The sequence below is a fragment of the Synechococcus sp. FACHB-909 genome, from assembly GCF_014698945.1.
GTDB lineage: Bacteria > Cyanobacteriota > Cyanobacteriia > PCC-6307 > Cyanobiaceae > Cyanobium.
In genome coordinates, this window is sequence record NZ_JACJTY010000006.1 from 210,720 (window position 1) to 223,640 (window position 12,921).

16 protein-coding genes are annotated in these 12,921 nt (G+C 69.3%); 3 read left to right on the forward strand and 13 right to left on the reverse strand.

What is annotated here, in order from left to right; genetic code table 11:
* Nucleotides 1-24: 24 nt before the first annotated feature.
* From H6G99_RS11510 to H6G99_RS11520, 3 genes are all read right to left on the reverse strand, one after another.
* Nucleotides 25-663 (reverse strand): class I SAM-dependent methyltransferase, encoded by a 639-nt coding sequence (locus tag H6G99_RS11510; protein WP_190611604.1) that lies wholly within the window; start codon nt 661-663, stop codon nt 25-27.
* Nucleotides 664-929: 266 nt separating this feature from the next.
* Nucleotides 930-1,451: a hypothetical protein gene (locus H6G99_RS11515; protein ID WP_190611605.1), complete on the reverse strand. Its 522-nt coding sequence runs from the start codon at nt 1,449-1,451 to the stop codon at nt 930-932.
* On the reverse strand, nt 1,448-1,627 hold the full coding sequence (locus H6G99_RS11520) for a DUF8639 family protein (RefSeq protein WP_190611606.1): 180 nt from the start codon (nt 1,625-1,627) through the stop codon (nt 1,448-1,450). Before H6G99_RS11520 ends, H6G99_RS11515 begins: the two co-directional genes overlap by 4 nt.
* Nucleotides 1,628-1,690: 63 nt before the next feature.
* Here H6G99_RS11520 and H6G99_RS11525 point away from each other — a divergent pair, with 63 nt between their 5' ends.
* Entirely contained in the window at nt 1,691-2,692 is a 1,002-nt protein-coding gene (locus H6G99_RS11525; protein ID WP_190611607.1) for an aldo/keto reductase, read from the forward strand.
* A gap of 5 nt (nt 2,693-2,697) precedes the next feature.
* On the opposite strand, the gene H6G99_RS11530 is transcribed toward H6G99_RS11525, so the two are convergent.
* Nucleotides 2,698-3,360 carry a DUF8655 family protein gene (locus H6G99_RS11530; protein ID WP_190611608.1) on the reverse strand — a complete coding sequence of 221 codons (663 nt, stop codon included), beginning with the start codon at nt 3,358-3,360 and terminating at the stop codon, nt 2,698-2,700.
* A 96-nt stretch (nt 3,361-3,456) separates the two neighbouring features.
* The gene (gene purM, locus H6G99_RS11535; RefSeq protein WP_190611609.1) at nt 3,457-4,491 is read right to left on the reverse strand and encodes a phosphoribosylformylglycinamidine cyclo-ligase; all 1,035 of its coding nucleotides are present in this window, start codon (nt 4,489-4,491) and stop codon (nt 3,457-3,459) included.
* Nucleotides 4,492-4,925: 434 nt separating this feature from the next.
* On the opposite strand from purM, the gene H6G99_RS11540 reads away from it, so the two are divergent.
* Nucleotides 4,926-5,420, forward strand: a complete 495-nt coding sequence (locus H6G99_RS11540; protein ID WP_094585033.1) for a septal ring lytic transglycosylase RlpA family protein — start codon at nt 4,926-4,928, stop codon at nt 5,418-5,420.
* 58 nt (nt 5,421-5,478) lie between these two features.
* Nucleotides 5,479-7,074: a bifunctional pantoate--beta-alanine ligase/(d)CMP kinase gene (locus H6G99_RS11545; protein WP_190611610.1), complete on the forward strand. Its 1,596-nt coding sequence runs from the start codon at nt 5,479-5,481 to the stop codon at nt 7,072-7,074.
* On the opposite strand, the gene H6G99_RS11550 is transcribed toward H6G99_RS11545, so the two are convergent.
* From H6G99_RS11550 to cpcB (H6G99_RS11585), 8 genes are all read right to left on the reverse strand, one after another.
* A complete protein-coding gene (locus H6G99_RS11550) occupies nt 7,071-7,613 on the reverse strand; it encodes a low molecular weight protein-tyrosine-phosphatase (RefSeq protein ID WP_190611611.1) in 543 nt (180 codons plus the stop codon). The genes H6G99_RS11545 and H6G99_RS11550 overlap by 4 nt on opposite strands.
* Nucleotides 7,610-8,272, reverse strand: coding sequence for a C-phycocyanin alpha-cysteine-84 phycocyanobilin lyase subunit CpcF (gene cpcF, locus H6G99_RS11555; RefSeq protein WP_190611612.1), 663 nt, complete (start codon nt 8,270-8,272; stop codon nt 7,610-7,612). Before cpcF ends, H6G99_RS11550 begins: the two co-directional genes overlap by 4 nt.
* Nucleotides 8,272-9,093, reverse strand: a complete 822-nt coding sequence (locus H6G99_RS11560) for a HEAT repeat domain-containing protein (protein ID WP_190611613.1) — start codon at nt 9,091-9,093, stop codon at nt 8,272-8,274. The genes cpcF and H6G99_RS11560 overlap by 1 nt, the downstream gene beginning before the upstream one ends.
* A 117-nt stretch (nt 9,094-9,210) precedes the next feature.
* Nucleotides 9,211-9,699 carry a C-phycocyanin subunit alpha gene (gene cpcA, locus H6G99_RS11565; protein ID WP_015109240.1) on the reverse strand — a complete coding sequence of 163 codons (489 nt, stop codon included), beginning with the start codon at nt 9,697-9,699 and terminating at the stop codon, nt 9,211-9,213.
* A gap of 60 nt (nt 9,700-9,759) precedes the next feature.
* Nucleotides 9,760-10,278 (reverse strand): C-phycocyanin subunit beta, encoded by a 519-nt coding sequence (gene cpcB, locus H6G99_RS11570; protein ID WP_015109239.1) that lies wholly within the window; start codon nt 10,276-10,278, stop codon nt 9,760-9,762.
* A gap of 352 nt (nt 10,279-10,630) precedes the next feature.
* Nucleotides 10,631-11,482, reverse strand: a complete 852-nt coding sequence (locus H6G99_RS11575) for a phycobilisome rod-core linker polypeptide (RefSeq protein WP_094585038.1) — start codon at nt 11,480-11,482, stop codon at nt 10,631-10,633.
* A gap of 197 nt (nt 11,483-11,679) precedes the next feature.
* Nucleotides 11,680-12,168 (reverse strand): C-phycocyanin subunit alpha, encoded by a 489-nt coding sequence (gene cpcA, locus H6G99_RS11580; protein ID WP_015109240.1) that lies wholly within the window; start codon nt 12,166-12,168, stop codon nt 11,680-11,682.
* A 60-nt stretch (nt 12,169-12,228) separates the two neighbouring features.
* Nucleotides 12,229-12,747, reverse strand: a complete 519-nt coding sequence (gene cpcB / locus H6G99_RS11585; RefSeq protein WP_015109239.1) for a C-phycocyanin subunit beta — start codon at nt 12,745-12,747, stop codon at nt 12,229-12,231.
* Between the last annotated feature and the right edge of the window lie 174 nt (nt 12,748-12,921).

Sequence of the window (12,921 nt, forward strand, 5' to 3'; positions counted from 1 at the left end):
GCTGATCCCCAATCCATCAGCGCCTCAAGGGGCCTGATCGTCCCGCCGGCCCGGCGGCCGGCGTGGTCCCTCCCCGAGGATCAGATCCGCCCGCTTCCTGTGCAGACTCATGGAGGCTTCCGTCAGCACGACCCACTGGGCCAGGGTGGAGCAGTGCTCGCTGAAGGGCGGGAGATCCAGACGCAGGGGACGCCAGGCGCCCGCATCGATCTCCTGATTGAGTCTGGACTGGGGCAGATCATCATTGGTGACGATCAGCCAGCGGTACTTGCTCTTGAAGTGGTCGAGATACTCCCGCACCAGCGTGTTGGGAAGGTGCTGCAGCACATCCTTGACAAGGATCAGATCGGCAGGGGGGAGGCTGGTCAGGTCCTCGAACAGCTGGAAGTGAACCGTGTCGCTGGCATGGCGTTCGCGGTTGGCCGCCACCACCGAATCGACGATGTCGACGCCTGTGTAGGTGATGTCCCCCCAGTGGATCAGGCGGGAGAACTGCCAGTCGCCGCACCCGAAATCAACGACGCTGCCGATGTCGTTGAGGCGCAGGAAGCGCTGCAGGGTGGCGATGTATTCGCCGTTGAACTCCGGCCGGGATCCCTGTCCCGAGCCTCCCCCCCAGGTGTCACGTTGATAGATGCGGGTGAAGGCGTCCTTGGTCGACATGCCGTCCGGCGGGTCGTCGGCACCCTAGCGGCGACGTTCGATCGACCCGCCGTTGCCTCTCAGGGGAGAACGCCCATGAGCAGCGAGATGATGGCGAAACCCACAACGCCCACCAGGGCCAGCAGGGACGTGGATGGGGGCATGGCCATCTCCCGGACGGATCAATCATAAAGAGAATCTGAAGAGCGGCGTTCCTGTCTGTGGCCTTCGTTGCCGATCGTCATTTCCGTCTCCCTCGCCCTCTCGCCCACCCGCTCCCGGTCGGCTCAGGGGGCGGCCTCCACCCGCCACTGCCGCCCTTCCGGGCCGGTGGCCTCGCAGCGAAAGGAGCGATCGTCGAGCAGGCACTGTCCGCTGGCCAGCTCGGCCCTGGTCAGCCCGAGCGCCGCCTCCCCGTCACCGAATCCCGCCTGACCCACGGCGCTGACCCGCAGCCGCACCGGCCAGCGCGGCTCACAGCGGCTCCGGTGGCAGGCCATGGCGGCGGAGCCTTCCGCCAGCACCCCGGCGAAGACGAGCTGGCGGTCGAGAAAGGAATGGTCGCCACCGGGCTGCAGGAACCGGACACTGAGCAGACCCTCCATCTGCTGGTCCAGCCGCAGCAGGCGGCAGCTGGCCGGGGGCGGCACCGGGCCCGTGCCGGAGGGGGTGATGACGCGGCAGCGGCGCAGGGGCCTTTCCCAGCGACCGAAATCGTCGCCGGACAGTTCCCGGGCCCCCAGGGGCGCCCAGAGGACGCCCAGGACCACCAGCAAGGCCAGTCCCGCCAGGCCCGGCCGGAGCTTCAATAGCCCGAATCGGCGACGCAGATGCCCTGGCAGCTGATCCCGTTGCTGGCGGTCCGGCCGCAGTGGTGGCAGAGCACCGGATCGGCGGCGGGGCCAGGGGGCGTGGCTGCGGCGGGCTGGTCGGCGGCGGGCCTGGCCGGGGAGGGCGCCGGCCCGAGGGCCGCTGGATTGGTCATCGCGTGTCCCCGGGGGGAGGATCGGATCGATCATGGCTACGGACCGGGACCTGCGTGATCGCCATGGCCGACCCTGCCGCCATCCTGCCCGCTCCGGAGTCGTCCGTCCCCGGGGTCGGGGTCGGCACCTGGGCCTGGGGCAACCAGTTCCTCTGGGGGTACGACCCCGCCCAGGACGAGACCCTGGCCGCCTGCTTCCGCCGCGCGGTGGAGCTGGGGCTGACGTTCTTCGATACGGCCGATTCCTATGGCACCGGCCGCTACGGGGGACGCAGCGAGTCGCTCCTGGGCGAGTTCGTCGAGGCCCTGCCGCCGGCCCGGCGCCAGCGGCTGACCGTGGCCACCAAGCTGGCCCCGTTCCCCTGGCGCCTGGGCCGCAGCGGGTTCGATCGGGCCTTTGAGGCGTCCCGGCGGCGGCTGAGGGGCCACCTGGACAGGGTGCAACTGCACTGGAGCACGGCCCGCTATGCCCCCTGGCAGGAGGGGGCCCTGCTGGAGGGACTGGCGGATCTGGTGGCAGAGGGCCGGGTGGGCAGCCTGGGGGTCTCCAACCTGGGGCCCCGCCGTCTGCGCCGGGTGCACGAACAGCTGGCCCAGCGCGGCCTGCGTCTGGCCAGCCTGCAGGTGCAGCTCTCCCTGCTGGCCCCTGAGGCGCTCGCAGACCAGGGGGTGGCTCCGGTCTGCCGGGAGCTGGGCATCGAGCTGCTCGCCTACAGCCCCCTGGCCCTGGGGCTGCTGGCCCAGTCCCCGGGGGAGGCCCGGGCGGCGCTGCCTCCGGGACCGCGGGGCCTGCTGTTCCGGCGCCTGCGGCCCCGCATCCAGCCCCTGCTGCAGACCATGGAGCGGATCGCCCGCGTCCACGACGCCCCGATGGCGGCCGTGGCGATCAACTGGTGCCGGGCCCACGGCGCCCTGCCCCTGGTGGGCATGCGCCGGCCCGATCAGGCCGAAGCGGCGGCGGCCGCCGCCACCTGGTGCCTTGAAGAGGAGGAACGGCGGGATCTGGACCGGGTGGCGCTGCGCTGCGAGGCGCGCATGCCCGCCAACCCGTTCCAGAGCGGCTGACGACCTCAGGCGCTGAGGGCGTCGGCCGGGTCGGGACTCAGCACCACCGGCAGGGCCGCCGGCCGCGGCTGGGGGGCTTCGGCCCGCTGCAGCAGCCGGACCACCTGGGGATCGGCCGTTTCGCCGCTGAGGGCGCCGTCCTCACCGGGGCCGCAGGCGCTGAGGGCCTCCTGCAGCAGGGAGTCGAAGGTGGAGCCGGGCAGCCGATGGCGGGCCAGTTCGAGGAAGGCGCGGGCCAGGGATTCGCCCGCGGCCGCCCGCAGCGCCGGGTTGGAACGCCGCAGTTCCTGCTCCTGGGCGATCGAGTTGAGAAACCGCTGGGTGATGTCGCGCTTGGTGGTCGCCCGGATCCGGGTGTCCTGGTCGGCCTCGCTCAGGTGGGTCTGGGCCTCCAGCTCCTGCAGACGGCGGTTGAGGCTGTCGAGAACGTCCTGGGCCTCCTTATTTATTTGGGTGAGCTGGCCGTCGGAGAGCCGCGGCAGGTCGGCCACATAGACCTTGCCGTGGTCCCGCAGGGTCAGGAAGGTGGGGCGCTGGCCGCCCGTGCCTTCGCGCTGCAGCGGGGCACCGGCGTCCCGCAGGCGGGGACGGGGCTGCTGGGGGCGCTGGGGCGGGATCGGGCCGGCGGAACTGCGGCGGCGCGTGATGCGTCTGGACGTATCGAACATCGGGCAACGAACTCTTCGGAGCGGGAGGGAGCCTGGTCGTGTCGGCAAAGACGCTGACGACCTTAGGAAAAGCGATGCATCAGGACCTGAGCCGCCTCAGTGCGGCAATCCGGCCAGGGGAATCTCGCCGGGGTCGCCCGCCGCGACGCCGCCCAGCTCCCAGGCCGTATGGCCCGAAGAGCGACAGAGCTCGAGGGTGGCGCTCAGGGCCTCGGGCGGCACCACCAGACAGAAGCCGACCCCGAGATTGAAGGTGTTCCAGAGGTCGGCCTCCGGCACCTGTCCCTTCTCCTGCAGCCAGCGGAACAGGGGCGGGCGCTCCCAGCTGCCCGGGTCGACCACGGCGTGGACCCCCGGCGGCAGGCAGCGGGGCAGGTTCTCCGGCAGGCCACCGCCGGTGATGTGGGCCATGGCGTGGAGGGGCAGGCCGGAGCGGCGCAGGTCCTTCACCAGGGCGGCATAGAGAAGGGTGGGGGTGAGCAGGGCGTCGATCAGCCCCTGGCCGGTGGCGGGCAGCGGCGTGGCGGTGTCGACGGCCTCGGCCTCGAGGATGCGCCGCACCAGGCTGAAGCCATTGCTGTGGACACCGCTGCTGGCCACCGCCACGATCCGGTCGCCGGCGGTCACCCGGGTGCCGTCGATCCGCTCGTCCTCCTCCACCACCGCCACGCAGAACCCGGCCAGGTCGTAACGTCCGGTGCCGTAGAAGCCAGGCATCTCCGCGGTCTCGCCCCCCAGCAGGGCACAGCCGCTCTGACGGCAGCCATCGGCGATGCCCTCCACCACCTCGGCCATGGCCTCGGGGCCGAGCTTGCCGGTGGCGATGTAATCAAGGAAGAAGAGGGGCTCGGCGCCGCTGGTGATCACGTCGTTGACGCACATGGCCACCAGATCGATGCCCACCCCGTGGTGGGCGCCGTGGGCCTGGGCCAGTTCGAGCTTGGTGCCCACCCCGTCGGTCCCGGCCACCAGCAGCGGACGCTTCATCCCGGCCGGCAGCCGGCAGAGCCCGCCGAAGCCCCCCAGTCCGCCCAGCACCTCTGGCCGTCGGGTCGTCTCGACGCTGTCCCGGATGCGTTCCACGAAGGCGCGGCCGGCGGCCACGTCCACGCCGGCAGAGCGGTAGTCCATGGGCAAGGGTCAGCGCTGCACCGATCCTGCATCGGCACGGGGCCGCGACGGGCCGGAAGGGCGCTGGATGGCCCCTCCGCGTGGACGATCCCGGGATTGGCCCACACTTCCATCGCCGCGGCTTATGAAACCAATCAAATCCACTGATGTTTCGATAGCGCCGATGGGCCAGTCAGGCCAGTGGACGCCTGGAAGGGTGGCAAAGATGAAGAAAACTGATCGATCCAAGGGGGCGTCAGGGGTGCTTTGGGGCCCTGCGGACTTCGGATAGTTTTCCGGGGTCGTCATTTTCTGTAAGGAATTCGCCAGGCCCATTCGGTCCCGTTCACCTCAGCCAACACCGCTTCAGGTTCCGGTTGTCGTCAACGTCCGAATGCAGTCACCGAGGAAGTCCCTTCCCCGCCTGTCTGCTCCGCCGGTGCATTCCGCCTGTCATGCGAGTCACTCAACTCCTGGGCACCGCCGCCCTCCTCTTCACCAGCAGCATCGCCCCGGCCCAAGCCGGCTCCCTTACTGCCCCGCAGGCGCCAGGGAGTTCCGTTGCCATTCGCCCCGCCGACTTTCCCTCCAACTGGGATCGCTTCGTTGAAGAGATCCGCACCGTCCCCACGGCCAGCAACCTGGTCGCTTCCGCCGGTCGGGTCACCACCGGTGAGGCCAGCTGGTACGGCCCCGGTTTCTTCGGCAACCGCACCGCCAGTGGCGAGGTGCTCCGCCCCGGCACCCTCACCGCCGCCCACCGCACCCTGCCCTTCGGCACCATGGTGCGCGTCACCAACCTCTGGAACGGCCGTTCCGCCGTGGTGCGCATCAACGACCGCGGTCCCTTCCATGGTCGGCGGGTGATCGATCTGGCCCACGGTGCCGCCAAGGAGCTTGGCCTCACCGCCAGTGGCATTGCCGACGTGAAGCTGGAAGTGCTGCCCTGACTCCTCGCTCCGGCCGCGGTCGGAACGTTGTCCATCAGCCCATCCGCCAATCTGGCGGATGGGCTTTTCCTTTGTGCCGGTGCGACTGCTTCAGACCCTGGCCGACCTGAGCGACTGGCGCCGCGGCCAGGCCGGGCGGCCGCTCCATTTCGTGCCCACCATGGGCAGCCTTCACGAGGGCCATCAGCAGCTGTTGCGGCGGGCCTCGGCGGCCGTCCCCGCTGGCCGGCCCGCCGTGCTGCTGAGCGTGTTCGTCAATCCACTCCAGTTCGGGCCGTCCGAGGATTTCGCCCGCTATCCCCGCGATCTGGCCGCCGATGCGGCCCTGGGGGCGGCGGCCGGCGCCGAGGCCCTCTTCGCCCCCTCCGTGGCGGAACTGTTCCCCGACGGCGAGGAGGAACTCACCAGGGTGGTCCCTCCGGCCGGCCTGCGCCGGTCCCTGTGCGGCCCCGGACGCCCCGGCCATTTCGAGGGGGTCGCCACCGTCGTCTGTCGCCTGCTGGCCCTGGTGCGGCCCGATCGCCTCCTGCTGGGGGAGAAGGACTGGCAGCAGCTCACGATCCTGCGCCGCGTCGTCGCCGATCTGGCCCTGCCGGTGACGGTCCAGGGCTGCGCCACCGTGCGGGAGGCGGATGGGCTCGCCTGCAGTTCCCGCCATCGCTACCTCAGTGCCGCCGAGCGTGAGCAGGCGACGGCGCTGCCGGCCGCCCTGGGGGCGGCGCTGGCGCTCTGGCGGGGCGGCACCGCCAGTGCCCCGGCACTCACGGCGGCGGTGACCGGGGAGCTGGAGGCGGCGGGACTCGGCGTGGAGTATGTGCAGCTCGTCCATCCCTTTACCCTGGCTGCGGTGTCCGGCGCCGCCGGGATGTCCCTGCTGGCCGCCGCCGCCCGCTGCGGCAGCACCCGCCTGATCGATCACATCTTTCTGATGAACCGCCCGCCGATCGTCGCCATCGATGGCCCCGCCGGGGCGGGCAAGAGCACGGTCACCAGGGCCTTCGCCCGCCGCCTGGGCCTGGTCTATCTCGACACGGGCGCCATGTACCGGGCCCTGACCTGGTGGGTGCTCCACCGGGGCGTGGACCCGGCCGACCCCGACGCCATCGCCCCCCTGCTCGCCGACCTCGACCTGCGGCTGGAGAGCGACGCCGCCGGGGAGCAGCGGGTGCGGGTCAACGGCCATGAGGTGAGCGAGGCGATCCGTGGCCCGGAGGTCACCGGGCAGGTCTCCACCGTGGCCGCCCACGCCTGCGTGCGGGCGGCCCTCACCCGCCAGCAGCAGGCCATGGGCCGGCGGGGCGGCCTGGTGGCGGAGGGCCGCGACATCGGCACCGCCGTTTTCCCGGAGGCCGAGTGCAAGGTGTTCCTCACGGCCACGGTGGCGGAGCGGGCCCGTCGACGGGCGGCGGATCTGGCCCAGCGTGGCTTCGAGGTGCCGGCCCTGGCGGAACTGGAGGCCCAGATCGCCGAGCGGGATCACCGTGATTCCAGCCGGGCCGAAGCTCCCCTGCGCCAGGCGGACGACGCGGTGGAGCTGGTCACCGACGGCCTGGCCATCGACGCCGTGATCCAGCGGCTGGTCGACCTGTTCCGCGAGCGGGTGCCGGAGGACGCCTGGCCGGGCCCGTCCCCCCTGGAGGGGACTGCGCCCTAGCGGGTGCCCTGGCCGGGGCCCTGATCGGCCTTCAGGGCCTCCAGCAGGCCGCCGCAGGCGTCCTCCAGCAGGTCCAGCACCCGATCGAAGCCCTCTTCGCCGCCGTAGTAGGGATCGGGCACCTCCTCGACGCTGTAGCGGCGGCAGTAGCGGGTGAGTGGGCCGATGCGGGCGGCGGGCTCCTCCCGCCCGGCCAGGCCCTGCACCGCCTCCAGGTTCTGCCGGTCCATCGTCAGCACGTGGTCGAAGCGGCTCAGGTCGTCCGCCGTGATCTGGCGGGCCCGGCTGGGCAGGACGATGCCCCGGCGGGCGGCGGCGCTGCGCATACGGGCGTCGGCGGGGCGGCCCACGTGCCAGTCACCGGTGCCGGCCGAGTCCACCGTGAAGGCCTGCTCCAGTCCCTGGCGGGCGATCAGGTGCAGGAAGACCCCTTCGGCGGCCGGGGAGCGGCAGATGTTGCCGAGGCAGACGAACAGGATGCCGGTGGGGCGGCCGTCTTCGGAGCGGCTCGTCCCGGCGGTCGGATCAGGGGAGGTCATTGGATGTCCAGTCGCTTCAGGGCCACACCGGCCCGCAGGCGCACCACCAGAGTCTCCTCCTGCTCCGGCTGCACGAGCTGGCTGAGGCCCGCCACGGCCCGTTGGCGGTGGGGATGGGGCGGGGACAGGGGCAGGGCCAGGCCCTCGAACCCCACGGCCACGGCATAGCGCACGACCCATTCGCCGTCGCTGCGGCCCGCTTCGAGGGCCTCCAGGCAGCGCAGGCGGATCCCTTCCCGCTCCTGCTCGGCCAGGCTCTCCAGCCGCAGGGCCCCCAGGCCACTGGCGGCGGCCCGGCGCACGCTGGGCCCGACGTCGGTGGCCAGGGCGTCCTCGAGCACGTCCAGCCCGCGCGGGTCGCCGATGCCCGCCAGGGCCCGGACGGCCCAGGCCCTGGCGCCGTAGTTGTGGGCATCCAGATTGGCCAGCAGGGGCCCGACAGCCGCCGTGCCCATGGCGATCAGGCCGTCCACGGCGGCGACGGCGGCCCCGGGATTGTTGAACCCCAGCACCTGCACCAGCTGGGGCACCGTGGCCAGGGGGTCGTCGCAGTCCGTCAGCAGGCGGGTGGCCGCCACCAGCTCCTCGGCGCTGCCGGCCCGCTCGAAGGCCCGGATCCGGTCGGCTGCGCGCTGGGAATCTCCGCTTCCGGCCGTCATCACAGCAGGGCGTCCATCGCCATCAGGAGGGCCTCATCATCGCTGTCCGCCTCACTGCCGCTGCCGGAGCCGCGGCCATGCTCGACCAGCCCCCGCAGGGCGATCAGCTTGAGGCTGTTCTCGGCGAAGGTGCGCCGGATCGGCTCCAGGGCGGGCCGCCATCCCACCGCCCCCAGATCCATCAGGGCCGCACGGCGCACCTGCAGCTGGGGATGCTGCAGCAGCTGGAGAAGTTCATCCGCCCAGAGGGTCTCCCCGGTGAGCTGCAGCAGGGCGCGACAGGCGGCGCTGCGGACCAGAGGCCTGTCGTGGGCGGTGAAGGGGCGGATCACGTCCAGCACCTCCGGCCGGGCCTCCCCGATCGCCCCGAGGGCCTCCAGCATCGCTTCGCAGGGCTCCTGCAGCCGGGGGCTGTCGCTGCGGCAGGCGCCGGCGACGTCGGGGCCACTGGCCAGCCGGCGGACCAGCAGAGGCACCGCTGCCGTCGCCCCCAGCTCGCCGAGGGAGCGGGCCGCGGCCTCCCGCAGGCCGTCGTCGGCGTCGTCGAGCACCGCCAGCAATTCGGGCACCGCCCGCGGGTCGGCGATCTTGCCCAGGGCCCGGGCCGCATTGCGGGCCACGGCGTTGTGCTCGACACCGGCACCCGGATCCCGGGGCTGGCGCTGGGTGAGGGCGGCGAGCAGCAGGGGAACGGCCTCCGGGTGCTGGCTGCGCATGCGCCCCAGCCACCAGGCCGCGTAGTACTGACGGGATTGGTCGTCGGTCTGGCGAAGCTGCTCCAGGGCCTCGGCTTCGCTGATCGGTTCGCCGTCACCGGCCATGGCTCTGCGCACGTGCGAGGGGGCTCGGGGAATGCTGCCATCCCCGGGGCCGGCGGGATCCGGCCAGAAAAAAGGGTCCCCCGAAGGGGACCCCGAGACAACGATGGCCGCGAGAGCTCAGACGAGAGCGCTGATGGCGTAATCGATGTAGTTGTTGGCGATGACGCCGGCATCGCCGGAGACGCCGTGGTTGGCCTTGATGTAGGTCAGGGCTTCGACGTACCAGGAGGGGGAGAGCTCGAAGGTGCGGTTGATCTCGTCGAGACCAGCGACCAGGTACTCATCCATGGGGCCGGTGCCACCGGCGACCAGGCAGTAGGTGACCATGCGGAGGTAGTAGCCGATGTCACGGGCACACTTGGCCTTGCCGCGGGCGTCGGAGGCGTAGTTGCTCCCCTGCATCTGGGTGGTGTAGGGGAACTTGTTGTAGACGGCCTGGGCGGCGCCGTTCACCAGGGAGTCGGCGTTGGCGGTGAGGGCCTTGGCAGCTTCCAGGGCGTTCTTGGCGCGCTCGAAGCGGCCGAAGGCGGCGTTGAGCTCGGTGTTGGACAGGAAGCGGCCCTGGGAATCAGCGGCTGCGACGGCCTCGGTGAGGGGAGTCTTCATGGGGAGGGTGTTAAGGAGAAGGTGAACCGAAAGATGAGGCGACGATCAGTCGACGACTGATCAGGCGACAGCAGCGGCTGCGCGATCGAAGTAGGTGCCGATTTCGGACATCAGGGAGGAGCAGTCGCCCTGGGTGATGCCGTTGCGATCGTTGGCGATGGCGATGGCGGCGTCCTTCATCTTGCGGATGCCTTCGGCGACGGAAGCGCCGGGCACGCCGAGGGCCAGGTAGGTCTCGCGGAGGCCGTTGAGGCAGCGATCTTCCAGGACGGAAGCATCACCGGTGAAGACGGCGTAGGTGACGTAGCGGAGAACGATCTCCATGTCGCGCAGGCAGGCAGCCATGCGGCGATGGGTGTAGGCGTTGCCGCCGGGGGCGATCAGGGCGGGCTGCTGATCGAACAGATCGCGGGCCGCGTTGGTGACGATCTTGGAAGCGTTGGAGGTGATGCGGTTCACGGCATCCATGCGCTTGAAGCTGTCAGCGACGACGCCGGAAAGGGCATCGATCTGACCAGCGTTGAGGAATTCGCCGCGGGCATCAGCCTGAGCAACGACCTTGGTGAAGGCGTCGAACATTGAGTTAGCTCCTGTTCTCGACGTCGAACGTCGTGGTGGGGTGGGTAAGGGGGGTGGGAACGCCAAGGACGTTCACCTGTGCTGGGCACGGACTTATTGTCTGAAAGAATCGCGCCAGGATCCGTGAAGTTTACAAAGGGTCATCGGTAGTCGTTGGCCTTCTCTGGCCGGGGTCAGTCGTGGGCCTGTTGGGCACGCCATCTAGGACCTGATCTGTGCCTTCATGAACACTCAGGAGCTGCGATCCTGCAGCGATCCCGGTGCAGCCAGGCCATGAAAAAGCCCCTTTCGGCATCACGCCGAAAGGGGCCGGGAGGCAGAAGGCCGTGGACCTGAGCGGTGGAACTGACCGTCAGTTCACAGGGGTCACGCTGGCGACCCGTCCGCCCTGGCGATGGATCATCTGCTGGGCTTCCAGCAGTTTGTTGAAGGGCACGAAGCGAACGGTGTTGCTGCGCTTGTGCAGGCGGTACTCGTTGAGTCCGGTCACTTCGATGCGGTACACCTTGGCCTTCTGGCCGATGCCCTTGGCCATCTTGGTGATCGATTCATTGGCCACCTGGCTGGGCTGGAAGGCCGAACCCTTGGCGTTGGGGCTCACCACGGGAACGGCGCGGTTCTGGTGCAGGGCCTTGCCGAGTCGGAAGTTGGTGCCGGCGGTGTCTCCTTTGACCGAAGCTGCGGCGCCCCGGGCCAGCTGCATCAGCCAGGAGAACTGACGACCCTGCTGGCCGGCGGAGTAGTCCCAGCCGGTCAGGTAGGGAACCACTTCCTCCCCGAAGCGCTCCTGGTATTCGGCGCTGTCGATGTAGGAATCGATCTCGGCATCAACACCCTGCTCCTGCAGGATGGTGAAGTGATGCAGCATCTCCGCCTTGTTCTGGGGGGCACGGCCCAGCAGATGCTTGAAGTTGAGCTCAATGAAGTGATACGGGTTGCAGTTCTCGAAGAACTTGGCACGGTAGAGGCCACTCTTCGCCACGGCACGCACGAATTCGCGCACGCTCAGATAGCCGTTGCGGAAGAGGGATTCAGCACCCTCGAGACGCTCGCTCTCCATGATGTACTGGCGTCCGAGCACCTGCTGATAGACGGTGCGGATGATTGTGCTCTTATCCTGATCGGACGCATTTGACCAGTTTTCCTTGTTGCGGTCGTTCGCGAAGCGTTCGATGCCCAGATAGGGCGCATTGACGAGGGTCATGGATGGCGGGCCAGAAGGGGGAGGACTGCACGCGTACGGTGCGCCGTTCTGATCCTATGAGGAAGTCCGCACAGGATTTCAAGATGATGTTCGATCGTTACAGCAGATGAGAGCCCGCAAACGCCACAACAGGTGAATCCGGCCAGAAAAAAAGGGTCCCCCGAAGGGGACCCCGAGACAACGATGGCCTTGAGAGCTCAGACGAGAGCGCTGATGGCGTAGTCGATGTAGTTGTTGGCGATGACGCCGGCATCGCCGGAGACGCCGTGGTTGGCCTTGATGTAGGTCAGGGCTTCGACGTACCAGGAGGGGGAGAGCTCGAAGGTGCGGTTGATCTCGTCGAGACCAGCGACCAGGTACTCATCCATGGGGCCGGTGCCACCGGCGACCAGGCAGTAGGTGACCATGCGGAGGTAGTAGCCGATGTCACGGGCACACTTGGCCTTGCCGCGGGCGTCGGAGGCGTAGTTGCTCCCCTGCATCTGGGTGGTGTAGGGGAACTTGTTGTAGACGGCCTGGGCGGCGCCGTTCACCAGGGAGTCGGCGTTGGCGGTGAGGGCCTTGGCAGCTTCCAGGGCGTTCTTGGCGCGCTCGAAGCGGCCGAAGGCGGCGTTGAGCTCGGTGTTGGACAGGAAGCGGCCCTGGGAATCAGCGGCTGCGACGGCCTCGGTGAGGGGAGTCTTCATGGGGAGGGTGTTAAGGAGAAGGTGAACCGAAAGATGAGGCGACGATCAGTCGACGACTGATCAGGCGACAGCAGCGGCTGCGCGATCGAAGTAGGTGCCGATTTCGGACATCAGGGAGGAGCAGTCGCCCTGGGTGATGCCGTTGCGATCGTTGGCGATGGCGATGGCGGCGTCCTTCATCTTGCGGATGCCTTCGGCGACGGAAGCGCCGGGCACGCCGAGGGCCAGGTAGGTCTCGCGGAGGCCGTTGAGGCAGCGATCTTCCAGGACGGAAGCATCACCGGTGAAGACGGCGTAGGTGACGTAGCGGAGAACGATCTCCATGTCGCGCAGGCAGGCAGCCATGCGGCGATGGGTGTAGGCGTTGCCGCCGGGGGCGATCAGGGCGGGCTGCTGATCGAACAGATCGCGGGCCGCGTTGGTGACGATCTTGGAAGCGTTGGAGGTGATGCGGTTCACGGCATCCATGCGCTTGAAGCTGTCAGCGACGACGCCGGAAAGGGCATCGATCTGACCAGCGTTGAGGAATTCGCCGCGGGCATCAGCCTGAGCAACGACCTTGGTGAAGGCGTCGAACATTGAGTTAGCTCCTGTTCTCGACGTCGAACGTCGGGATTGGGTGGGTAAGGGGGTCGAGTCTGGAGCGTCAGTCCGGGGGGAGGGCTGACGTCGACTGCGTCGTTGCTTTCGATGATCGCCTGGCCAGGGCCGGGCATCGCTCCGAAAGACCTACCTATTGTTGGGGAAGGCGTC